Origin of the sequence: Dorea ammoniilytica, assembly GCF_025567415.1 — a bacterium.
In the GTDB taxonomy this organism is placed as follows: Bacteria; Bacillota; Clostridia; order Lachnospirales; family Lachnospiraceae; genus Claveliimonas; species Claveliimonas ammoniilytica.
Window position 1 is genome coordinate 128,640 of record NZ_JAOQJV010000006.1, and the last position, 23,800, is coordinate 152,439.

The following is a 23,800-nucleotide window of genomic DNA, read 5'->3' on the forward strand; positions in this document are numbered from 1 at the left end:
ATTTCTAAGTTTTCTGTATCTATGTAATCCGGCTCCTTACCGGTAATTACCTTTCAATCATTCTTACCATTCTACAATGGATGCGCCCCATGAAAGACCTGCCCCAAATCCTGCCACTACAAGCTTCTGACCTTTTTTCAGCTTTCCTGACCGATTCATTTCATCCAGAAGAATCGGAATGCTTGCAGAAGATGTATTTCCATATTCTTGAAGATTCATCGGAAATTTCTCAATTGGCTGCCTTAATCTTTTTGCCACTGCTTCCACAATTCTCCGATTTGCCTGATGCAGAACAAAATAATCAATATCATCCATGAGCAGTTCATTTTTTGTGAGTACTTCACGAATCACCTCCGGCACTCTGGTTACCGCAAACTGAAACACTGCTCTTCCATCCATATGAATGTATCTGTCACATGTCAGGGCCTCTCCCTTTTTTCCATCAGAATGAGAAACCGGAAGATAAGCTCTTCCTTCTGCTGCCTTCAAAACTGCTGCTCCGGCACCGTCACCAAATAAAATACAGGTTCCTCTGTCGGTCCAGTCTACCAACCTGGATAATCTCTCACTTCCGATCAATAATACTGTTCTGCACATATTACTCTGAATGTACGCCTGCGCTGTATTATACGCAAATACAAATCCTGTACATGCTGCCTGCAAATCAAAACAGACCGCACCCTCTGCGCCGATAGCCTTTTGCACTTCGCAGGCTGTACAAGGAAGCACTGCATCCGGTGACATCGTTGACACCACTATCATATCCAACTCTTCCGGTCGTATTCCTGTCTGTGCAAGCGCCCGTCTGCCTGCTTCCACTGCCATAGACACTGTGGATTCTGACTCTGCGATATGGCGTTTCTCCACGCCGGTACGTTCACGGATCCACGCATCATTCGTATCCACCATATTCGACAGATCATCATTATCCATGATTTTTACTGGAATACTGGATCCTGTGCCACATATCTTTCCTATCATCATATCCGCCTCTTTATTTACCTTTGTTTTCATATTATTTTGTTTTAAAGTATTTTGACCATCAAACAATATCATAATAAAAATTATTTTGCAAGTACTTTTTTTGAAAGACAGAAGTGCTATTTCATTGTTATTTTTTACACAAAGAATTGCCTTTTTTGTCTATAACTTTGACACCCTTAATTGCATTTGTAATATTGCACAATTTTTTTTATTTGGTTTTGTATAATTCATACATTAAATGCATTGATATTTTCTGTATTTCAGTTAAAATAAAATCAGCAAAAGAAAAGATGATAAATGTTTAACAAATGAAAGGAGTTTGAAAAGTATGAAACTTTTTAATATCGATAACTCAGAAGAATTTTTTAACGTAGTAAATGAATGCAAAGACAAAGTAGAATTAGTAAAGAAAGATGGCTCACGTATTGACTTAAAATCCAAACTCACACAGAATATCCTTTCTATTGACGGTCATTTTTCAGAGCTTCAGTTAGCCCTCCATAATCGCGAGGACATCTCAAAGCTGTTAGCTTACGCAATAGATACCAAGTACATTGCCTAAACTCATATATAAAAATATAGCGGTCGAATTTCGAGTACCCTCGAATCTTCGACCGCTTTTTTATATTGTTATCTTCTTCTCTTACTTTTCTCTTCTGCCAGCAACGCTGCTCCGATCGCACCTGCATACCGTCCGTTCTCGGTCATCTCTACTTTCTTACCAAGCTTCTCTGATAAGATTCTGGTAAAGTATTCGCTGTTGCTCAAACCTCCGGTAAGGATCACCTTATCCGCCAGATTCTTTCTGCCTGCAAGCTGTGATACCTTCGCTGCTACAGAATCTACCACACCGGCTGCGATATCTTCCCGCTTCTTACCTTCACCGATATAATTGATCACTTCCGATTCTGCAAATACGGTGCAGAGTGAACTGATCGATAACACATCTCCAGTATCTGCCATGTCAAACAACTCCTGCAGAGTTACACCCAGGCGATTCGCCATAATCTCCAAGAACTTACCGGTTCCTGCCGAGCATTTATCATTCATCAGAAAATCCTGTACCATGCCGCCTGATACCAGTATCACCTTCGTATCTTGTCCACCGACATCGATGATCGAGCAGTCATCTCCTGCCATCTCTCTGCCACCTCTGGCATGACAGGTAATCTCTGTGATCACGTAATCTGCAAAGTCTACTGCAACTCTTCCATATCCTGTTGCCACAACTTTCACATCGTCAGATGCCACATCGATTCCTTCTTCCAGAAGCTTCTCGCGGATCACTCCGGTGGTCTCTTTACTGCTCCAGCCTGTCGGCAGCACAAACATTAATTCCTTATCTCCTCGTACTGCTGTCTTGGACGCAGTAGATCCAATATCAATTCCTACATAATACATCTTGTCTTCCCTCTGATTTCTTTTATTTCGTTTTACGATCTTTAACAGTAACGATCACGGTGTGGATTAAAATCCTTTTTCACCTCTGCCACTTTCAGAATCTCAATCTCTTTCTGCTCTGCAGTCTCCCATATCGTATCCAGATCGTCCTTTTCCACCATCAACGACACGCCGCAGCATTTACTCGCACTTCTGGGGGTAGGGGCAATCACCGCCCGAACCCCCAGCTTTTTTAATTCGCGGTATAACCGCATTGCATTGTCATGATTAGGAAACAGAATATAATGCTGAATCTCTGACATCTATCCCATATCTCCTTAGTTATTAAGCATCTCCACAAATGCACTGATTCTGGTACGAAGCTGCTGAGCATCGCTGTCTGTGTAATCGGTCTCGATTCCCAGTACCGGAATACCTGCTTCCTTCATCGCACGCTCTACGAAATATCCTTCGGTGTCGTAAAGGTTACAGAACTTCAGATTCACATCAATGATTCCATCTACTTTGTATTCTTTTGCCAAACGGAGGATATCATCGATTCTTCCATGATTTGGTGTAAAGCATGCACAGTTAATGCCCATATATCGCTCTGCAATTGCATCGATCTGCTCGTCGATCGTAGTACCACTCTCGTCTACAAAACGCTCAAAGTAACGGGTACCTGTGCACATCTCTTCGCAGACAACCACTGCTCCGCTGGTCTCAACAATATTATGAAGCTTCCAGTTCGGAATTGCAAGCGGTGTTCCTGTCAGCATGATTCTCTTGGTTCCTTCCGGAACTACACTGACGCCGTCTTTGATCCGCTGCTCCAGCTCGTCACACAGTTTATTCGTCATCTGTGCAAATCTTGCCGGATCATCATAAAATGCAATCTGAGAAATAACCAATGCATCCGTACCGCTGATTGGAAGCTTCTCATTCTTACGACAGGCGTACAGTCTGTCCAACGCTCTTCTCTTATTATTGATCAGCTTGATACTTTCTGCTAACTTCTCTGCTGTCACTTTATTGCCGGTAAATTCTTCTACCACATGCATCAGCTCTTTAATCTCTTCTGCCCATGCTTTTACGTCCTTGGCACGCTTCATCTGCGGAAGATCCATTACATGTACCGGTACGTCCTCAGACAAAATCTCCCATGCCTTCTTTTTACCATCACAGGTAGTCTCTCCGATATACATATCCGCAATCCGGAAAAATGGACAGGTACGGTCAAGTCTTGCTCCCACCGATGCTTTGATCAACGGACAGGTATTATTCGGAAGCACCTTCTCGCCTCCCGGCACCCAGAACTGAGATCCGCCGCAGAGTCCGGTCGCAATTGCATCTGCTGCGAAGATCACCTCATCCGGTACGTATACACAGAATGTACCAAATACCTTGCCACCTTTTTTCTGATGTTCAATCAGTTCTGATGGGCGGATACCGTGAATATCTGCAACTACCATATCATAATAATCCATTCCGTCCGGACGGTTTTCCTGAGAGAGAAATACATCCCCAACCGCCTGTGGAAGCACCTGACACAACTGATCATGCAGCTCCAGATTCATCCCCAGTTCTTCCCACATTTTCTGATTATCTGCCATAATTCTTTTCCTCCTTATTATCGCATTTGAACAATTAATCTGTCTTTATCGTACCATTTTTATCAACTATTCACAATAATAACAAGGCTTTTTGTTATAGCTTCCATCTATAAGTGGGCGAGTTTATTTATTTCTTCTATACAAATATCTATCTCTTCTTCTGTATTCGATGCACTGAATGCAAACCGCACGGTCCCCTGCGGAAAAGTGCCAAGTGACCGATGCGCCACAGGCGCACAGTGCAGTCCCACTCTAGTCATAATCCCTGCTGCCTGCTCCAGTTCAAAGGCAGCTACTGCATTATCCATCGTCTGAAAATCCAATGACACTACTGCCACTCTGTGTTCCAGATCTTTTCGACCCACGATCCGTATCTTAGAATTCTCTGACACTCGTTCAAGAAAATATCCGGTCAGCGACATCTTACGGTCATGTATGCGTCCGATTCCCTGTTCTTCTAAATAAGACAGCGCCGTATGCAATCCTATGATCCCCGGAAGGTTCATCGTACCGCTCTCATACTTATCCGGCAGATTCTCCGGCATCAGCAGAGAATCTGACTGGCTTCCGGTACCTCCTGCAATCAATGGCTTCATATCTCGATCCAGTCTCTCTGATATCAGAAATCCACCGATTCCCTGTGGTCCAAGCAGTCCCTTGTGACCGGTAAACGCCAGAAAATCAATCCCACAATTCTCCATATCAATATCCAGCGTTCCTGCAGTCTGTGCCGTATCCACTGCAAAGATCAGATCATATTCCTGACAGATCTTACCAATTTCTTCAATCGGAACTACGGTTCCACACACATTGGACGCATGGGTTACCAATACCGCTCTGGTGCTGTCTCCGATCAGTGATCTTAAGTGTTCAAGATCCAGATTGCCGTCTCTGTCTGTCCGTGCAATGTCATAGTCCACACCCACAGCCTTCATCTGTTCCAGCGGGCGCATCACTGCATTATGCTCCAGCCCCGTCACGATCACATGATCTCCGGGCTTCAAAAAGCCTTTTATAAACAGATTGAGGGAATAGGTCACACTCGGTGTAAACACTACTCCCTTAGAATTCTTCACATGAAAAAGACGCGTCAGCTGTTCTCTTGTATCCAGCACGACGCCTTCGATCTCGTATGCGCCTTCATAATTGCCACGGTTAATATTAAATGCACCGTGAGCTAACAAATCCGCCATGGCTTCCGGCACACCAGGTGCCTTTGGCCATGACGTACTGCCATTGTCAAAATAAATTTGATTCATATACTCTCCTGAATCACTTGCTTGCAGACATACGTCGAACGCCCAGCTCGAAACCTTCGGTTCTTTGCTTGCATGCTGCGTTCGACTTACCACTCAAACTTCTTCTCGAAATATGCGTTCAGATCTTCGATCTTCACTCTTTCCTGCTCCATGGTATCTCTGTCTCTTACAGTTACTGCTCCGTCTTCCTCAGAATCGAAATCGTATGTTACGCAGAATGGTGTACCGATCTCATCCTGACGGCGGTATCTCTTACCAATGTTACCACGCTCATCGTACTCACAGTTATACTTCTTAGCTAACTGAGCATACACCTTCTGTGCACCCTCAGACAACTTCTTAGACAGTGGAAGGACACCGATCTTAACTGGTGCAAGTGCAGGATGGAAATGAAGCACAGTTCTGACATCCGGTTTTTCCTCTGTACCAATGTTCTCCTCATCGTATGCACTGCACAGGAATGCAAGTACCATACGGTCAGCTCCCAGCGACGGCTCGATAACGTATGGGATGTATTTCTCTTTCTTCTCATCATCGAAATATGTCAGATCCTGCTTAGATACCTCCATATGACGGGAAAGGTCATAATCTGTACGGTCAGCAATACCCCACAGCTCGCCCCATCCAAATGGGAACAGGAACTCGATATCGGTAGTTGCTTTACTGTAGAATGACAGCTCTTCCTGATCGTGGTCACGGTAACGTACTTCGTCATCTTTAAGTCCCAGCTTGCTCAGCCAGTCCAGACAATACTGCTTCCAGTATGCAAACCATTCCAGATCCGTATCCGGCTCACAGAAGAATTCCATCTCCATCTGTTCGAACTCTCTGGTACGGAATGTAAAGTTACCCGGTGTGATCTCGTTACGGAAAGACTTACCGATCTGGCAGATACCAAACGGAATCTTCTTTCTGGATGTACGCTGTACATTCTTAAAGTTAACGAAAATGCCCTGTGCAGTCTCCGGACGAAGGTATACCACGTTCTTAGCATCCTCTGTTACACCCTGGAATGTCTTGAACATCAGGTTAAACTCACGGATTTCTGTAAAATTATGCTTACCGCAGGTCGGACATGGAATATTGTTCTCTGCGATGAACTCCTGCATCTTCTCATGGCTCCATCCATCAATACTGTCTCCGATGTCGATGCCGTTCTCATGCGCATAATCCTCGATGATTTTATCTGCACGGAAACGCTCGTGACATTCTTTACAGTCCATCAATGGGTCACTGAATCCCCCCAGATGTCCGCTGGCAATCCATGTCTGCGGGTTCATCAAAATCGCACAATCTACACCTACATTATATGGAGACTCCTGTACAAACTTCTGCCACCAGGCTTTCTTTACATTATTCTTAAGCTCTACTCCAAGATTACCATAGTCCCATGTATTGGCAAGGCCGCCGTAGATCTCAGAACCCGGATATACGAATCCTCTTGACTTCGCCAGTGCCACAATCTTATCCATTGTCTTCTCTGCCATTATTAATCCTCTTTCCTTTTGTTATTCGATGCCAAAATGCACCCTTATCGCATATTATACCGTCTGTATACAGAGTTTTCAAGTCATCAGCTTTAATATTTCCAGTGATTTAAACTGATGGTCTACATACACATCCATGTATCTTCCCATGACCATCGCAAGTTCTCTGAGCACCAGATCCGATACAGTAAAATTATACAGATGTTCTACCTTTGCACTCTCTATGTACTGCAGCGTATACCAGGTAGATGGGTCAAGTTCCAGACCGTCATAGACATCCCGGATGCAGTGGGTACATACTTTTCCGCCCTTCAGCGTACTGAACTTCCCTGGACGCTCTTTATCTCCGCACACCACACATTGGAATACCTGCGGTGCCTCGCCGTTAATGCAGATTGCCTTCAGCTCGTAGATATACCGGATCAGACGATTTGGAATCTTCTCATTGATAAGTGCCCGCATTGTCTGATACAGAAGCTTTAACATTTCTCTCTCATCATTAGCTTCTCGGCAGTAATAGGATGCAATCTCTACAAAATAAAAGCCATAATAAGCACCCTCGATATCTTCTCGTAACTCTGCAAAATAATTGGAAATAGAGGCCGACACCAGTGTATATGATGTCCGCCCCTCATAGACTGTAAATTCACCAAATGAAAACGGGTTGATCACTCCGCTCAGTGCATTGCCAGGCTTCCTCGCCCCTCTGGCAAATGCGCTGATCTTGCCTCTTTCTCTGGTGAGTATGACAACCCGCTTATCATACTCGCCAATCGGAACAGCAGATAGCACCATTCCCATAACCGTTATCTGATTCACTTCGCCTTACCTCTGTCCCGGCATCCGATGATCTGCCATAATGCTCCATGACCGAATTACAGATTTGGATTCCCTTATATTCCAGATAATCATCAACCTTACCCGATGCCATAAATTTATTCCAGTATGTTTCTTCCATGCAATCACCTCATCCTGTGTTATAGGATTAGGTTCTCCTATGGAAGGGGCGTTTTATTCATCTTCCCGGTATCCAAAATTTTTCACAAGGAAATCACTGTCTCTCCAGTCCTTCTTTACCTTGACCCAAAGCTTCAGATTTGCCTGCATATCCAGCATTTTCTCAATCTCATACCGCGCAGTACTTCCGATCTTTTTCAACATACTTCCTTGTTTTCCAATAATGATACCCTTATGTGAATCGCGTTCACAGATGATCGTGGCATCAATATGCATCACTTTACCTTTTTTCTTCATGCTGTCGATCACAACTGCGATACCATGAGGAATCTCTTCATTCAGGCAGTGTAATGCCTTCTCACGGATCAGCTCTGCCACGATCTGACGCTCCGGCTGATCAGTAATCGTATCCTCATCGTAAAACTGAGGTCCGTACGGCAGATACTGATATACTACCTTCAGAAGTTCTTTGGTATTCTCCCCACTTCTGGCCGATACCGGCACGATTGCCGCAAAATCATAAATATCCTGATATGCTGCAATAGACGCCAGCACTTCCTCTTTCTTCACAGAATCTACTTTATTAATAACAAGAATGACAGGTGTTGTTACTTTTTTCAGCTGATCTGCGATATGCTTTTCACCTGCTCCGATAAATGTCGTCGGCTCAACCAGCCACAATACTGCATCTACTTCGTTCAATGTGCGTTCTGCCACATTAACCATATACTCGCCCAGCTTGTTCTTTGCCTTGTGGATACCTGGTGTGTCCACAAAAATAATCTGCCCTTCCTCCGTTGTCAGCACCGTCTGGATACGATTTCTGGTCGTCTGCGGCTTATTCGATGTGATTGCAATCTTCTGTCCGATCAGGTAATTCATCAATGTAGATTTACCCACATTCGGACGTCCGATCAGTGTCACAAATCCTGATTTATAATCTTTTTTCATCTGGTTCTCCTTATCTTTCAGATACTCATAATCCGGCTAAAATCCGGTCACGGTATCAAACATATCCTTCGCTTCTTCGATCTTATCTTCACTTCCGATGACACAGATCTGCTCTGCTTTCATCATGGCTTCTACGATTCCGGCAAGTTCTCTGATATCTTCCTGTGTTGCCTCCAGTACTTGTGCACGTTCTTCTTTGATCATATCTTCTGTCACATGATTCATATACAGGTTCATAGAACGGTCACCTTTCAGTGCCGGTGTCATTGGCTGATCCAGATTACTGATCGTGCCAATGATATATTTATTCATATCAAAATCACTGACGGTAAATGTCCGCAGATAATCTGCCACTCCTTCATAAATCTCCATCGTGCGTTCCAGATTCGGATCACGGTAAGATACAAAGTAACCTTCTCCGATCCTGTTAAAGTTACTCATACATCCGTATGCGCCGCCCTTAACACGGATATTCTGCCACAGATATTCATAACCCATAATGACTTTCAGTACCTGCAGTGCTCCGGTATATTCCGCACCCTGGTCAATGAAATTACCACAGCGTGCCACATACTGTACCTTAGATGCTGTCTTGAATCCTTCATTCTTCTTCTCACAGTGAAGCTCGCAGTGCTTTCCGCTCTCTTTCTCCTGCAGATATAAGCCTTCCGCAAATGCGCTGATCTGCTGTTTCATTCCTTCCAGTCCCACACGTTCTGCCGTATAGCTGATCATCATATTGTCAGCACGGAACAGCATTCTGGTAAGCTTGATGATATTGGTAATCAACTCATCCTTTTCTGTATCAAATGCTTTCTCAATTCTTGCCACATTCTGGTAATACTCAATACCGCTAGTCATATCTTTTAGCTTGGCTGACGGTGACGCATAAGACATTGCCCGGAGCGCTGCTGTCGTATGTCCGGATGACTGGAAGCGCATCAACAGTCTGGATGCTGTCATGGCAATGATCTCTTTCAGACGTTTCTCATCATCCAGCTTCGATCTTACCAGAATCTCCTGCATCATGTTAAATGCAATTGGAAGCTTGTCATACAATGCTTTGGCCTTGATTTCGAATGTTGCCCGGAATTCTTTTTCTTTTGCCTTGGTCACATCTGTGTAAAGTTCCAGCGATGTACCGATACCGCCGGTATGCACATTGATCTCATTAAAGAGCTCACCATATTCATAATTCTCTGTATCAATGATTCCCAGCACCCCCTGCAAGATTCCCGCATACGGAAGCAGTTCTTCCGGAACCTCTGACATATCAAACATAATATCTATATAACCAATACCATTGGTATCAATCTCGTGGAATACCATCGGAATACCTGCGAGTTTCATTTCTTCATTATAAATCGGTGCGATCTCTCTGCTGATATCCTCGCGCTTCAATACAGGAATCGTAGCCAGCGCTTCCGCATCGGATGGCTCTGACTGATATATTTCCAATGCCTTCGTACGCTCTACTAATTCTGCAATCTCTTCTTTGCTGAGACCTGCCTTATATGCCTGCAGCTTATCGTGAAGTTCCTTGTCCATACGCGCTGTACGTCCGCGCTCCGGTTTCAGCGTTACGATCACTCCGTGCTTATTGTCCAGGAGATACTCACGGATCAGGTTCTCAAAATATCCAGTATTCATCTGTTTCTTAAGAAATGCAAATGTGTCCAGTGCCTGGATATGCATAAACGGTTCATTTTCATCATAGAGCCAGCTGTCCATGATCTGCAGACCGTACATCAGACCCTTCGGGTAACGTCCGTAATCTGCTTCTCGGTACTGGAACTCATGATAGTTAATACCTGCCTCCAGTGCTTTTCTGTCAATGCCATGCTCTGCCATATCTGTAAGAAGCTTCTCGATCAGTGTCACAAATTCTTCCTTCTGTTCCGGATTCGCATTCTTCGCAACTACAGAAAAAATTGGCTGATATACGCCATTGTCATAAGAACCCAGAATATCCTTACCGATTCCTGCCTCCAAAAGCGCCTTCTTAAGCGGTGCTCCCGGTGCTGATAACAATGCATAATCCAGAATCTCAAAAGCCACATACAACTCCTTATCCAGACTGGTTCCAATTACCTTATTATAAGAAAGGAATGTATTATCCTCCAATGGTTCCTCACTGGCAACCGAATATGGCATCTCCACTTCTTTCATCTTTGCAAATGGCTCCTGATAACCGATTCTGGAATCAATCTCTGCCACATCAAACTTACTCAGATATTCCTGATCCAGCCATACAAGCTTCTCTTCCATATCCATATCACCATACAGATAGATATAGCTGTTGGACGGATGATAATATTTCTTGTGAAATGCTAGAAACTGCTCATAGCTGAGATTCGGGATTACATCCGGATCTCCGCCTGATTCATTAGCATAAGCAGTATCCGGGAACAGTTCATTCAATACCACTCGGTCAAGCACGCCCTCCGGTGAAGAAAACGCTCCTTTCATCTCATTATATACAACGCCGTTGTATTCCAGATCCGCATCCTCAGAATCCAGCTTATAACTCCATCCCTCCTGACGGAAAATCTCCTCATGCTTATAAATATTCGGATGGAATACTGCATCCATATATACATGCATCAGATTCTGGAAATCCTTATCATTGCAGCTTGCCACCGGATACATCGTCTTGTCCGGATAAGTCATTGCATTCAAAAATGTATTCAGCGATCCTTTCACCAACTCTACAAACGGATCCTTGACCGGGAAATGATCAGAGCCACACAATACCGAATGCTCCAGAATATGCGGAAGTCCTGTGCTGTCCTCCGGCGGTGTACGGAAGCCTACTGAAAACACCTTATTGTCATCATCTGCCTCCATCAGCACCAGTCTGGCACCGCTTTTCTTATGCTTCAGCAGATAACCATGGCACTTGACATCCTGCAGATCTTCATCCTTTATAATCTCATATTGATTCAAATCTCTTATACTCATACTCTAGTCTCCAATTCTATTCAATCATTCATCATTATCTCCCATTGTAACACAATCTATTTCTTTTTTCATCCGGAAGATACGCTTATCGAGAACATGTTCTGCATAAAAAAACAGCAGGCAAAACATATCTCTACATTCTGCCTGCCGGGATTCTATTTCTATTCTATTACTTCGCCACCGGATTACTTACGCTGACTTTGTGGTCATACCACTTGCCCTTGGTTCCGATCAGTGCCAGATCAAACTCTTCATCCAGCTTCTTTACCGGCACATCAAATGTATATACTTCTTCCGGTTCTGAACCGTCTGTATATTCAATCGTTTCTGTACCAGAAGGATCGATCAGATCTGCGCCATCTTTCTGTGCATCCTTTGCCGTTCCTAAGAATAACTGCACGATATTCTTGGAATTCAGAGTAATATGCACCGTCATCTTTCCATCCTCAACGATCAATGTTGCCTTACCACCATCGAAATCTGGATTTTCATGAAACATACCACTGTCAGTATTAAAATCCACCCAGTATTCACCATCTTCTACCGGTGCCTTTTCCGCTTCATCTGCCTCTTCTTCCTTAGCTTCTGAAGCATCATCCTTATTCTGATCTTCTGTAGCTGCTTTTTCGTCTTCTTTTGCAGTGTTATCACCACATCCGCTAAGCATGGTCATTGCCATCGCTGCAGACAGTAGTAATACCGCAATCTTCTTTCTTAACATGCTTACTTTACCGCCTCTACAATCTACTGTTCAATAGCTGCCTTTGTATGCTCTACATAGATCTGCTGAACAGCCGGGATTCTTCCCAGACCTTCGATCTGTGTCTCGATACTGTCAAATGCTCCTGATGCTTCAAACTGGCTCTTCCATGAATCGTCATCATCACCAGCCATATCATTATTTGCATGGTCTCCCGCAACTACCATCAGCGGACGAAGGATTACTTTCTTGTATCCTGCTTCTTTGATCTTGTCGATAACAGCTTCACAAGCTGTATCCTCTGGCTCACCTTCTACCGTACCGATGAATACATTCTTGTATCCAAGCTGTTCCATCTGTGTCTGCATCTGGTTATAGCTTACATTTGCCACATGAGAAGTGCCATGTCCCATGAATACAAATGCTGTTCCGTCTGCTTCTGCCGCTTCCAAGCTGTCATACTCTGCTGCCTTTACTGCTTCGTCCGTGATTGCTTTTGCAACAGCTTCTTTATCTGCATTGATCACAGTTGCATCAGATCCTACTTCTCCAAGAAGAGGCTCTGCAATCTTTACAGACTCAAATTTGTCCTTATAATTCTCAACTGCTTCACTCAGTTCATCATATTCTGCTCCATGCATCAGATGTGTCGGCTGTACAACCAGATTCTTTACGCCATTATTGACCGCACGCTCCAGTGCCTGATCCATGTTATCAATCTTTTCACCATCACGGGCCTGTACATGGTTGATAATGATCTGAGCGGTAAATGCTCTTCTTACAGACCAGTCTGGATTAGCTTCCTGAAGTGCTTTCTCAATGCCACCGATATCTGTCGCACGGCTGTCATTAAATGATGTACCAAAGCTTACGACCAGAAGTTCATTTTCCCCAATCTCATCCTCATTTAACGGATCATCTTTTGATGCATCTCCTGTATCTCTTCCAAAATAGTCCGGATCAGCATTCTCTCCGGATACCAGTTCTTTCTGCGCATCTGTCAGCTTATCCCATGCTGCTTTTGCTTCTTCACACTGCTTGTCAGTGTCCTCTGTTCTCTCCTGTACATAGATTGCATCAATCAGATCTGCCACCTTATCTGCTGCCTCCTGATCACTATCCTCCGTACTTTCTGCTGTCTCCTTGCTGTCTGCATCACTGCTCTTGCTGTCACTGCTTCCGCATCCTGCAAGCAGAGACATTGCCATAGCTGCTGTAAGTAACGCTGCCACCAGTTTCTTCTTCATGCTCCGTTCCTCCTTGATTTTGTCATGATACAAAAAAATCCTCATTCCATACAAGAACGAAGATTCCAAAAACAAAGATACGCAAAATAAAAACTATCAGCAAAATAGTCTTTTATCTATCTTTCGTACTGCCAGTTGCTCGTGGCATGAATTCTCATTCCTGTACTGCGAAAGGCAGGTCTCCCGGCTTATCACTCTGACGCATCCGATCCTTCCCGGTCTCCCAGTGGATACTTCTTCTGCTCGTGAAATACGGTGACGAGTTCGTACAGGATTCACACCTGTTTCCCTTTTCACCGGTCAGACCATACTTGTAATCCGACCGACACCTCACACATCTGTATTTAATTGTATCACTCATTTACCTAATTAATGTAACACGGAGTCGCAGGTCTGTCAAACTAATTTACCCACAATACAAATCATCAGAAGTGCCTAAAGGCACCTTCTGAGATTGTATGCGGTCGTCAAGGTCTCGAGCAAGCTCGGACTTTGACTCGTCGCAATACAAAATGGGAACCCTCTCGGATTCCCATTTCATATCATATCAATTATTCTTCTTTTCCATATATCTTGCGAAGTACCAGCAGGGTTCCGATTGTCAGTACGATTCCGACCGGAAGTGCAATAAATGCTGTTCTCACAAAACCTGCGACCACGTATGTCACAAATGAAATTGCCGCTACAGTGATAGCATATGGAAGCTGTGTAGATACATGATTCACATGATTACACTGTGCTCCCGCAGATGCCATGATCGTAGTATCAGAAATCGGTGAACAGTGATCTCCACATACTGCACCTGCCATACACGCTGAAATAGAAATGATCATCATTGTCTCATTTGTTCCCTGGAACACAGCTACTACGATCGGGATCAGGATACCAAAGGTTCCCCATGATGTACCAGTTGCAAATGCAAGGAAGCATCCTACCAGGAAAATGATTGCCGGAAGCAGACTCATCAATCCGCCTGCTGCATGCTGCATTGCGTTAGCCACAAATTCTGCCGCGCCAAGGCTGTCTGTCATTGCCTTCAATGTCCATGCCATTGTCAGGATCAGAATAGCCGGCACCATTGCCTTAAATCCTTCCGGAAGACATGACATGCAGTCTGCGAAGTTCAGTACACGTCTTACCAGATAGAACACAATGGAAATGATCAGTGCGAAAAAGCTTCCTACCGCAAGTCCTACGGATGCATCACTGTTAGAAAATGCAGTGATAAAATCGTCACCCTCGAAGAATCCGCCGGACCAGATCATTCCAATGATACAGCAGATGATCAGTACTACGATCGGAAAGACCAGATCAATAACTCTTCCTTTCTGATTCACGATTTCTTTGGAAGCATTCTCATATGGTCTGTCAGGAGTTGTATAAATGTCCCCATTCTTAACTGCATTATCTTCATGGACTTTCATCGGACCATACTCTACTTTGAGGAGTACCAGACCAAACATCATAATAATGGTAAGTAATGCATAGAAATTATACGGAATTGCTCTTACAAAAATAGACAATCCATCTTCACCCTCTACGAATCCTGTAACAGCTGCTGCCCAGGATGAGATTGGTGCAATAATACATACCGGAGCTGCTGTCGCATCAATCAGATAAGATAACTTCGCTCTGGATACATTATGACGGTCTGTTACCGGACGCATAACACTTCCGACTGTCAGACAGTTAAAATAGTCATCGATAAAGATCAGGATACCCAAAATAATCGTTGCAATCTGTGCACCTACACGTGTCTTGATGTGTACTTCAGCCCAACGTCCAAATGCTGCCGAACCTCCCGCACGATTCATCAGACACACGATCGTTCCCAGAATTACCAGGAAGATCAGAATACCCATATTGTAACTGTCAGCCAGTACTCCGACGAATCCATCCTGTACAACATGTGTAACCGTTTTTTCAAATGTAAAGTTAGAATAAAATACGCCACCAATCACAATACCGATAAACAGCGAACTGTATACTTCCTTAGTAATCAATGCAAGCGCGATTGCCACTACCGGCGGAATCAATGCCCAAAAGCTGGCGTACATATTTGGAACATACTCTTCTGCTCCGTCTGCTGCAAATGCGATCACCGGACAGCACATTACCATTAATGCAATGGCAGATATCGTCCAAGCGATCTTTCTCTTCATGTTGTTCATATAATACCTCTCTTCTCTCTTAGATACTCTATAACATTAGTGTTACTATACGAAGAAAGTCATGGACAATGCTTACGCACACTATCCATGACTTTAAATACTAAATCAACACTTTATAAAATGTATCTCACTTATATTCATCATGATAGCGCTCCACTTTCGTGACAGTCCGCAAGATATTCTCCTGCAGCCCAGACAAATCCTTTGGCTTAAATCTGTCTTCGGCAGTCTCCCCTTTCTCATACAACAGTGTGCCACACTATCGTCATATGATACTCATGAAACCTGCGCCTCTATCCAAGACCTTATTCATATAGTATATGTTTTATCATGTCTGAATCAAAATGTCAACCGTTACTATTTTATCAAACATTTGATATATCAAACACTTCATACGGACATAGCAATACTCTGGTTTTAATCCGATTTTTTGCGGTTCACCTGCAGAAGCAGACTGATTCCAAGTGGATTAATTACTACTCCTGTGGCCTCTTTTGCCAGATGTTTCAGAAATTCTGCTTCTGTCATAACCGCCGTCTCCACTTTCATGGTTGGATTCACATGTTGGAACTTCAGGAATTCCTGCATGTCGCTGAACATTGGCTGCAAAGAGCCACCATCCTTCGTCTTCAGAAGGGGGGTTGTTCCTTCCTTAGTTCTTGCCACAATGTAATATCCTTCCCGGTAATGAGTCATCATCTCTTCCTGAAGCTCTTTTAATTCTTCTTCATGTTCCTGCGCCTTTGTCCCGCGCGAAAGCTGTGTGAAGTAGATAGCTGTCAGATGAAATTCCGGATTTTCCACACGAAACTTTGGCTTTTCTCCTGCGTCCAACGCCTTTCTGATCTCATATGTAAAACGAGGAATATCCGGACGGTTAATTACCTTATCCAAATCCAGACGTACCTGCGATTCCTCTCCTTTGTTGATCAGAACCGCATTAACGCCCAAAGAATAAAGATTTGCAAAAAATCCAAATCTCTGCTTCTGCGGAAGATGAGCAGTACGCACTCTGTATCCTGCGTCCCCAATCTTCTTAGCTTCTTTTTCCGCCATTTCCCTGTTCTCATATACCAACACCTGATCGTCACAGGTCTCAATATCACATTCTACATACGGCAGTCTGGTACTGTCACATACAATTGCTGTCAGATCCGGCGCTGTCTGTAACAGTTCTATTTCTTTTTTTCTGTTCTCGGATTTATTCACCATCATGATCCGGTCTCCTCTTTGAAAAGAAGTCCGCCGGAATGACCCGACGGACTTCTGATTTATTTTTCTGTCGAATAAGCTGCTATTTATTCTGCTCCGTACAGAGTAACGAGCTTCTTCAGATATTCGTATCTGTCTTTTGCTTCTGATTCATTCTTAGCAAACAGAACTTCTGCTTTCTCTGGATAGAATCTAGCAAGAGAATTGTAACGAACTTCTCCGTTCAGGAAGTCTTTGTATCCTTCCATCTTAGGCTCTTTGCTGTCCAGAGTAAACTTAGCGCCTTCTGCTGCCGGGTTGAATCTGAAGTTATTCCAGTATCCGCACTCAACTGCAAGCTGTTCCTCTGTCTGAGCTTTGCTCATACCCTTCTTAATACCATGGTTGATACATGGAGCGTATGCGATGATCAATGATGGTCCCGGATATGCCTCTGCCTCTGCGATTGCCTTAACTGTCTGATTGAAGTCAGCACCCATAGCGATCTGTGCAACATATACGTAACCATAGCTCATTGCAATACCAGCAAGGTCTTTCTTCTTAGTCTCTTTACCACCTGCTGCGAACTGAGCAACAGCACCTGTCTTAGTAGACTTAGAAGACTGTCCACCTGTGTTAGAGTATACCTCTGTATCGAATACCATAACGTTGATGTCCTTGCCACTTGCAAGTACGTGGTCAACACCACCGAATCCGATATCGTAAGCCCATCCGTCACCACCGAAGATCCACTGTGACTTCTTAGCAAGGAAATCTTTGTTCTTAACGATATCCTGGCATGTCTCACAGTCGCATCCTTCTAATGCAGCAACAAGTTTGTCTGTAGCGCTTCCGTTAGTAGCACCGCAGCTGTATGTGTCAAGCCATTCAGCGCAAGCAGCCTTAACTTCTTCTGAAGCTTTTTCTGAAGCAGCTACTGTCTCAACTTTAGCTTTCAGTCCTTCTCTCAGAGCTTTCTGAGCTAACAGCATACCATATCCGAACTCAGCGTTATCTTCGAACAATGAGTTAGACCAAGCCGGTCCTTTTCCTTCCGGTGTTACTGTATAAGGTGTAGACGGTGAAGAGTTACCCCAGATTGATGAACATCCAGTTGCATTCGCAATGTACATTCTGTCACCGAATAACTGTGTTATAAGTTTAGCGTAAGGTGTCTCACCACAACCTGCACAAGCACCTGAGAACTCAAGCAGAGGCTGTTTAAACTGGCTACCCTTAACGGTATTCTCTTTGAACTTAGCAACAACTTCTGGCTTAACCGGAATCTCTGTTCCGAAATCGAAGAATGTCTGCTCTCCGGCATTCTCTTCCATATTAGCCATAACAAGTGCTTTCTCACCCTTCTTGCCTGGGCAAACGTTAGCACATGATCCACATCCTGTACAGTCATAAGCTGATACAGTCATTGTGAACTTCATACCCGGCATACCGATCATATCAATTGTCTTCAGTCCTTCCGGAGCCTTAGCCATATCTTCTTCTGTCAATGCTACCGGACGGATAACTGCGTGCGGACATACATATGCACAACGGTTACACTGGATACAGTTTTCTGATTTCCATACCGGGATATCTACTGCAATACCACGTTTCTCATATGCAGCAGTACCTGACGGTGTAGAACCATCTACGTAATCTGTAAATGCAGATACAGGCAGTGTATTACCTTCCTGAGCATTTACCTTAGCCTGGATATTCTTAACGAATTTAACAGCGTCTTCTCTTCCACCCTTAACTTCTGGTGAGAACAGGCCTTCATCCTCGCATGACTTCCAGCTCTCCGGTACTTCTACTGCAACTACCTGCTTAGCACCAGCATCGATTGCATCGTAGTTCATCTGTACGATCTTATCACCTTTTCTTCCGTAAGTAGCCTTAGCTGCTTTCTTCATCAGGTCAATAGCTTCTTCCTCCGGAATGATAGCTGCCAGTTTGAAGAATGCTGACTGAAGTACGGTATTGATACGACCGCCAAGTCCGATCTCTTTACCAATCTTGATACCGTCGATTGTGTAAAGCTTGATGTTGTGGTTAGCGATGAATGCTTTTACCTGTCCTGGCAGATGTTTCTCAAGACCTTCCATATCCCATGGGCAGTTCAGAAGGAATGTACCGCCATCAACCAGCTCCTGTACCATGTTATACTTGTTAACATAGGACGGATTGTGACATGCTACAAAGTTAGCCTTGTGAATCAGGTAAGTAGACTTGATCGGCTTCTTACCGAAACGCAGGTGAGACATTGTAACACCGCCTGACTTCTTAGAGTCGTAATCGAAGTATGCCTGAGCATACATATCTGTATTATCACCAATGATCTTGATAGAGTTCTTGTTAGCACCTACAGTACCATCTGCTCCCAGACCCCAGAACTTACAGTTGATTGTTCCTTCCGGTGTAGTAACCAGAGGTGCTCCAACTTCCAGTGAAAGTCCTGTAACATCATCCACGATACCGATTGTGAATTTAGCTTTTGTTGTGTTCTCATATACTGCAACGATCTGTGCAGGTGTTGTATCTTTAGAACCTAATCCGTAACGTCCTGACTGTACCGGTACTGCATCGAACTTAGATCCCTTCAGAGCTGCTACAACGTCCAGATATAATGGCTCGCCAAGTGCTCCCGGCTCTTTTGTTCTGTCTAATACTGTAATTGTCTTAACGCTGTCCGGAATAGCACTGATCAATGCCTCTGCGCTGAATGGTCTGTAAAGACGAACCTTTACAACACCAACCTTCTTGCCTGCCTCTACCAGGTAATCAACTGTCTCGTCGATTGTATCACAGACAGAACCCATAGCAACGATTACATGCTCTGCATCTTCTGCTCCGTAGTAGTTGAACAGTTTGTAGTTTGTTCCGATCTTCTCATTAACCTTGTCCATGTACTCCTGTACGATAGCCGGCATAGCATCGTAATATGGGTTACATGCTTCTCTTGCCTGGAAGAAGATATCCGGGTTCTGAGCTGAACCTCTCTGACATGGGTGATTTGGATTCAGAGCGTGCTTTCTGAAAGCATCAACTGCGTCCATATCTACCATATCTTTCAGATCTTCGTAATCCCATGTCTCGATCTTCTGAATCTCGTGTGATGTACGGAATCCATCGAAGAAGTTGATAAACGGAATACGTCCTTTGATAGCTGCGCAGTGTGCAACCGGTGTCAGGTCCATTACTTCCTGTACACTGGACTCACAGAGCATAGCACATCCGGTCTGACGACAGGCGTAAACATCTGAGTGATCTCCAAAGATTGATAATGCATGGCTTGCGATAGCACGAGCAGATACGTTAAATACACCCGGAAGCTGCTCGCCAGCTATTTTGTAAAGGTTTGGAATCATAAGCAGCAGACCCTGTGAAGCTGTATAAGTAGTTGTCAGAGCTCCTGCTGCCAGAGATCCGTGAACTGTACCTGCTGCACCTGCCTCTGACTGCATCTCTGTAACCTGTACTTCCTGTCCAAAGATGTTCTTTCTTCCCTGTGTTGCCCACTCGTCTGTAGCTTCTGCCATAACAGATGAAGGTGTGATTGGGTAAATTGCTGCAACGTCTGTGTATGCATAGGAAGCATGAGCCGCTGCATGGTTACCATCCATGGTCTTCATTTTTCTTGCCATTTCAATGTTCCTCCTTAGAATTTTGTCTTAAAATTTCATTTTGACGTATGTAATTATTATATCCCCTGCCCTGTTAAAAGTCCAGTTATTCCCCCGAATATATTGTTCCTTTTCCAATACAACATACTACATTGTATATTAAAAGGACAGATTCCGCTGAAATCTGTCCCTCGCATCATTCTATATTATTCTTTTGACTCTTTTTTATCTTTTTGCGCTGCACGATAATAATTGCCGTCGCGCCCACAAACAGAATCAGTGCCAGAACTCTTGACACCGGTATTCCTATTCCCGGGATCAGAAGCTGATCTGTCCTGAGACCTTCAATCCAAAATCTGCCTAATCCATATCCTGCCAGATATACTAAAAAAATCTCGCCCTGGAACTTCTGTCTGTGTCGGTACCAGAACAAGAATGTCAGCACTAACAGGCACCATGCAGATTCATACAAAAAAGTCGGATGTACCTGAATATAACCTACGCCATCTATCATTTCCAGTTCATCCCGCATCTGCTGTGTCACGTCACCGATCCTCACCGCATCCAACGGAAGTCTCATTGCAAACAGGCTGTTCGTATATTTCCCAAAAGCTTCTCTGTTAAAAAAATTACCCCAGCGTCCGATCGCCTGTCCGAGCACCAGCCCATGACAGGCAGTATCCAGGAGTATCCCCGCTGCCAAATGTCGTCTTTTCGCAAATACAAACACCGTAATAACTGCTGCGATCACCCCACCATAGATTGCCAGTCCACCTTGCCGGATATTAAAAATACTTAACAAATCATTTTTATACATATCCCAGGAAAATACAACATAGTATACTCTGGCTCCGATAATACCAAAGATAACCCCATAAATAGCCAGATCTATATAATCTTCCTGATTCTGTCCGGTCTTCTTTGCCACATGCATAGCTATCAGCAAACCCGCCAATATGCCAAGACCAATAATAACCCCATAGTATGCAACATCAAAATGGAATACACTGATCGTTTTTCCCACATTTTTCAAATGAATGCCGAGATTCGGAAAATCAATTGTTTCATGCATATTAACAACACTCTCTTTCTTTCCGGATCACATTCTACACATTAAAGCGGAACAGCATAATATCTCCATCCTGTACGACATAGTCTTTTCCTTCCAGACGAATCAGCCCTTTCTCTTTAGCTGCATTGTGAGATCCACATGCGATCAGGTCATCATATGCAACAACTTCTGCACGGATGAATCCACGTTCAAAGTCTGTATGAATCTTGCCTGCAGCCTGCGGTGCCTTAGTTCCCTTGGTGATTGTCCACGCACGAACCTCCGGCTCACCTGCTGTCAGGTAACTGATCAACCCCAGCAGTCTGTAGCTTGCACGGATCAGTTTCTCAAGTCCTGACTCCTTAAGTCCGAGATCCTCTAAGAACATCTTCTTCTCATCATCCTCTAACTCAGCGATCTCCTGCTCAATCTGAGCACATACCACAAATACTTCACACTTCTCTTCCTCTGCATATTTGCGAAGTGTCTGTACGCCTTCGTTGTCTTCTCCGTCATTTGGCAGATCATCCTCTGTCACATTAGCCGCAAAGATTACCGGCTTTGCAGTCAGCAGATTGAAGCTCTGGAACAGTTCTTCCTCTTCCTCATCTTCAAAATCATCAAAGTTCTTGGCAAGACGTCCATCTTCCAGATATGCTTTGATCTTCTCCAGAAGCTTCAGCTCTTTAGCTGCCGCCTTGTCATTCCTTGCTGATCTCGCTGTCTTGGCAATTCTTCTGTCCAACACTTCAATATCAGAAAAGATCAGTTCCAGATTAATTGTCTCTACGTCACGCATCGGATCGATACTTCCGTCTACATGTACAATATTGCTGTCCTCAAAGCAACGTACTACGTGTACAATCGCATCCACTTCACGAATATTCGCCAGAAACTGGTTGCCAAGTCCTTCACCCTTAGAAGCTCCTTTTACCAACCCTGCGATATCTACAAATTCAATTGCTGCCGGGATGATCTTCTTGGTATGATACATCTCACCAAGTACATTCAGACGCTCATCCGGTACAGTAACAACTCCTACGTTCGGATCAATCGTACAGAATGGGTAGTTGGCTGACTCAGCTCCAGCCTTTGTCAGTGAATTGAACAATGTACTTTTTCCTACATTTGGAAGTCCCACGATTCCTAATTTCATTTTTTATATTTCCTCCTTCAAAGTTCCTTTATTCATAGTGTTTGCGCTTTCCATTTATCACACCAAGTGCCACATCGAGTGCCACCAAATATGATAATATATGTATTTTTATCCTACATTTAATGCACAAGCCACCTTATCAATTTCTTTTTATTTTAGCTCCTTCCAACAATAGAAGCTCCAATATAGCAACTTATAGATTACCACACTAGAGCTTCAAATTCAATGTACAGATCAGCTATTTTTACAATTTAGAGTGTAGGATTACAACACGAGAATAACTTTATCAATATGGAAACAGAAAAATTTTTATGTTACACTGATTGTTATCTACCTACCGGAATGTAGACGTCTTCTACTAACAACATCTCTTTTGCCCCTTCATACGGTAATTCATAAATCGCAGTTGCCATATAAGAAACTGCAGATTTTGTCGGTTTCACAAGCAACCTGTCATCATATATGCCTCCGACAATCCTGCCACGATAATATATGATATATTCTCCCATCATTGCACGATAATTAATTTCTTCTAAATCAGATAACTGCTCTAATAAAAATTGTAAATCTTCTTTGCTTGAAGCCATGTTTTTGTCCTTTCAAATACCTACATTTTCCCACTATATCGTAATCTCAATTTGATTATCCTCAACCGCAACAATACAGCTTTCGTAATATCCATCACCTGTAGTCCGTGGTCCACTGATAACCTCATAACCATCAGCTTTTAATTCCGCTGTCAATTCATCCACTTTTTCTATGCTTCCCACGCTAAAAGCTATATGTGAATATCCAGTACGAGCTAGTTTCTTCGGTAAATCAGCCATTTCTGGTATATTCATGATTTCAATACGTGCACCATCCTCAAATGTGAGGAAATAAGAACAAAAGCCTGTTTTCTGATTATGATATCCATCATTTGATTTTGCTCCCAAATATTTCATAAAGAATTTGGGTCAATCATTTTTTTCGTGGGATTGACGTTACCACGTTATAGGTTTTCTAAGCCGTCCGCCAGCCTTGACATGAACCTCAGGTAATGCGTAGGGTAATCACCCCGACGGCGAAG

General features: G+C 43.7%; 19 protein-coding genes, 1 pseudogene and 2 riboswitches. Of the genes and pseudogenes, 1 reads left to right on the forward strand and 19 read right to left on the reverse strand.

The annotated features are described in order from the left end of the window. Positions 1 to 63 precede the first annotated feature (63 nt). Positions 64 to 981 carry a beta-ketoacyl-ACP synthase III gene (locus tag OCV65_RS06865; protein ID WP_262581458.1) on the reverse strand — a complete coding sequence of 306 codons (918 nt, stop codon included), beginning with the start codon at positions 979 to 981 and terminating at the stop codon, positions 64 to 66. Between the two features lie 331 nt (positions 982 to 1,312). On the opposite strand from OCV65_RS06865, the gene OCV65_RS06870 reads away from it, so the two are divergent. Continuing rightward, on the forward strand, positions 1,313 to 1,546 hold the full coding sequence (locus OCV65_RS06870; protein ID WP_118382745.1) for a polya polymerase: 234 nt from the start codon (positions 1,313 to 1,315) through the stop codon (positions 1,544 to 1,546). Positions 1,547 to 1,614: 68 nt separating this feature from the next. Here the strand turns inward: OCV65_RS06870 and OCV65_RS06875 are convergent, their stop codons facing one another. From OCV65_RS06875 to OCV65_RS06960, 18 genes and pseudogenes are all read right to left on the reverse strand, one after another. Beyond that, positions 1,615 to 2,385 (reverse strand): acyl-CoA dehydratase activase, encoded by a 771-nt coding sequence (locus OCV65_RS06875; protein ID WP_262581441.1) that lies wholly within the window; start codon positions 2,383 to 2,385, stop codon positions 1,615 to 1,617. Between the two features lie 41 nt (positions 2,386 to 2,426). Further along, entirely contained in the window at positions 2,427 to 2,687 is a 261-nt protein-coding gene (locus OCV65_RS06880) for a putative Se/S carrier protein (RefSeq protein ID WP_118382747.1), read from the reverse strand. Between the two features lie 15 nt (positions 2,688 to 2,702). After that, positions 2,703 to 3,977 carry a double-cubane-cluster-containing anaerobic reductase gene (locus OCV65_RS06885; RefSeq protein ID WP_262581442.1) on the reverse strand — a complete coding sequence of 425 codons (1,275 nt, stop codon included), beginning with the start codon at positions 3,975 to 3,977 and terminating at the stop codon, positions 2,703 to 2,705. Between the two features lie 107 nt (positions 3,978 to 4,084). Beyond that, the gene (locus tag OCV65_RS06890; RefSeq protein ID WP_262581443.1) at positions 4,085 to 5,236 is read right to left on the reverse strand and encodes an aminotransferase class V-fold PLP-dependent enzyme; all 1,152 of its coding nucleotides are present in this window, start codon (positions 5,234 to 5,236) and stop codon (positions 4,085 to 4,087) included. Positions 5,237 to 5,322: 86 nt separating this feature from the next. Further along, the gene (locus OCV65_RS06895; protein ID WP_118452780.1) at positions 5,323 to 6,723 is read right to left on the reverse strand and encodes a glycine--tRNA ligase; all 1,401 of its coding nucleotides are present in this window, start codon (positions 6,721 to 6,723) and stop codon (positions 5,323 to 5,325) included. 78 nt (positions 6,724 to 6,801) lie between these two features. Beyond that, positions 6,802 to 7,542 carry a DNA repair protein RecO gene (gene recO, locus OCV65_RS06900; protein WP_262581444.1) on the reverse strand — a complete coding sequence of 247 codons (741 nt, stop codon included), beginning with the start codon at positions 7,540 to 7,542 and terminating at the stop codon, positions 6,802 to 6,804. Further along, positions 7,484 to 7,681: a hypothetical protein gene (locus OCV65_RS06905; RefSeq protein WP_262581445.1), complete on the reverse strand. Its 198-nt coding sequence runs from the start codon at positions 7,679 to 7,681 to the stop codon at positions 7,484 to 7,486. The genes recO and OCV65_RS06905 overlap by 59 nt, the downstream gene beginning before the upstream one ends. A 53-nt stretch (positions 7,682 to 7,734) precedes the next feature. After that, positions 7,735 to 8,631, reverse strand: coding sequence for a GTPase Era (gene era, locus OCV65_RS06910; RefSeq protein WP_118382752.1), 897 nt, complete (start codon positions 8,629 to 8,631; stop codon positions 7,735 to 7,737). 36 nt (positions 8,632 to 8,667) lie between these two features. Beyond that, positions 8,668 to 11,592: an insulinase family protein gene (locus tag OCV65_RS06915; protein ID WP_262581446.1), complete on the reverse strand. Its 2,925-nt coding sequence runs from the start codon at positions 11,590 to 11,592 to the stop codon at positions 8,668 to 8,670. A gap of 169 nt (positions 11,593 to 11,761) precedes the next feature. Next, positions 11,762 to 12,313, reverse strand: coding sequence for a hypothetical protein (locus OCV65_RS06920; protein ID WP_262581447.1), 552 nt, complete (start codon positions 12,311 to 12,313; stop codon positions 11,762 to 11,764). Positions 12,314 to 12,336: 23 nt separating this feature from the next. Beyond that, on the reverse strand, positions 12,337 to 13,539 hold the full coding sequence (locus OCV65_RS06925) for a sirohydrochlorin cobaltochelatase (RefSeq protein WP_262581448.1): 1,203 nt from the start codon (positions 13,537 to 13,539) through the stop codon (positions 12,337 to 12,339). A 156-nt stretch (positions 13,540 to 13,695) separates the two neighbouring features. Further along, positions 13,696 to 13,887, reverse strand: a riboswitch (cobalamin riboswitch). 203 nt (positions 13,888 to 14,090) lie between these two features. Continuing rightward, positions 14,091 to 15,701 (reverse strand): Na+/H+ antiporter NhaC family protein, encoded by a 1,611-nt coding sequence (locus OCV65_RS06930; protein ID WP_416810578.1) that lies wholly within the window; start codon positions 15,699 to 15,701, stop codon positions 14,091 to 14,093. Positions 15,702 to 15,848: 147 nt separating this feature from the next. After that, positions 15,849 to 16,014, reverse strand: a riboswitch (Lysine riboswitch). Positions 16,015 to 16,127: 113 nt separating this feature from the next. Then, positions 16,128 to 16,925, reverse strand: coding sequence for an SseB family protein (locus tag OCV65_RS06935; RefSeq protein WP_262581450.1), 798 nt, complete (start codon positions 16,923 to 16,925; stop codon positions 16,128 to 16,130). 83 nt (positions 16,926 to 17,008) lie between these two features. Then, the gene (gene nifJ / locus OCV65_RS06940) at positions 17,009 to 20,545 is read right to left on the reverse strand and encodes a pyruvate:ferredoxin (flavodoxin) oxidoreductase (protein ID WP_262581451.1); all 3,537 of its coding nucleotides are present in this window, start codon (positions 20,543 to 20,545) and stop codon (positions 17,009 to 17,011) included. A gap of 175 nt (positions 20,546 to 20,720) precedes the next feature. Continuing rightward, positions 20,721 to 21,596 (reverse strand): prolipoprotein diacylglyceryl transferase, encoded by an 876-nt coding sequence (gene lgt, locus OCV65_RS06945; RefSeq protein ID WP_262581452.1) that lies wholly within the window; start codon positions 21,594 to 21,596, stop codon positions 20,721 to 20,723. A gap of 34 nt (positions 21,597 to 21,630) precedes the next feature. Next, positions 21,631 to 22,731 carry a redox-regulated ATPase YchF gene (ychF, locus tag OCV65_RS06950; RefSeq protein WP_262581453.1) on the reverse strand — a complete coding sequence of 367 codons (1,101 nt, stop codon included), beginning with the start codon at positions 22,729 to 22,731 and terminating at the stop codon, positions 21,631 to 21,633. 347 nt (positions 22,732 to 23,078) lie between these two features. Continuing rightward, positions 23,079 to 23,318: pseudogene (locus OCV65_RS06955) on the reverse strand (TfoX/Sxy family protein); the annotation flags it as partial. 33 nt (positions 23,319 to 23,351) lie between these two features. Next, positions 23,352 to 23,675, reverse strand: coding sequence for a VOC family protein (locus OCV65_RS06960; protein ID WP_262581454.1), 324 nt, complete (start codon positions 23,673 to 23,675; stop codon positions 23,352 to 23,354). Positions 23,676 to 23,800: the final 125 nt, after the last annotated feature.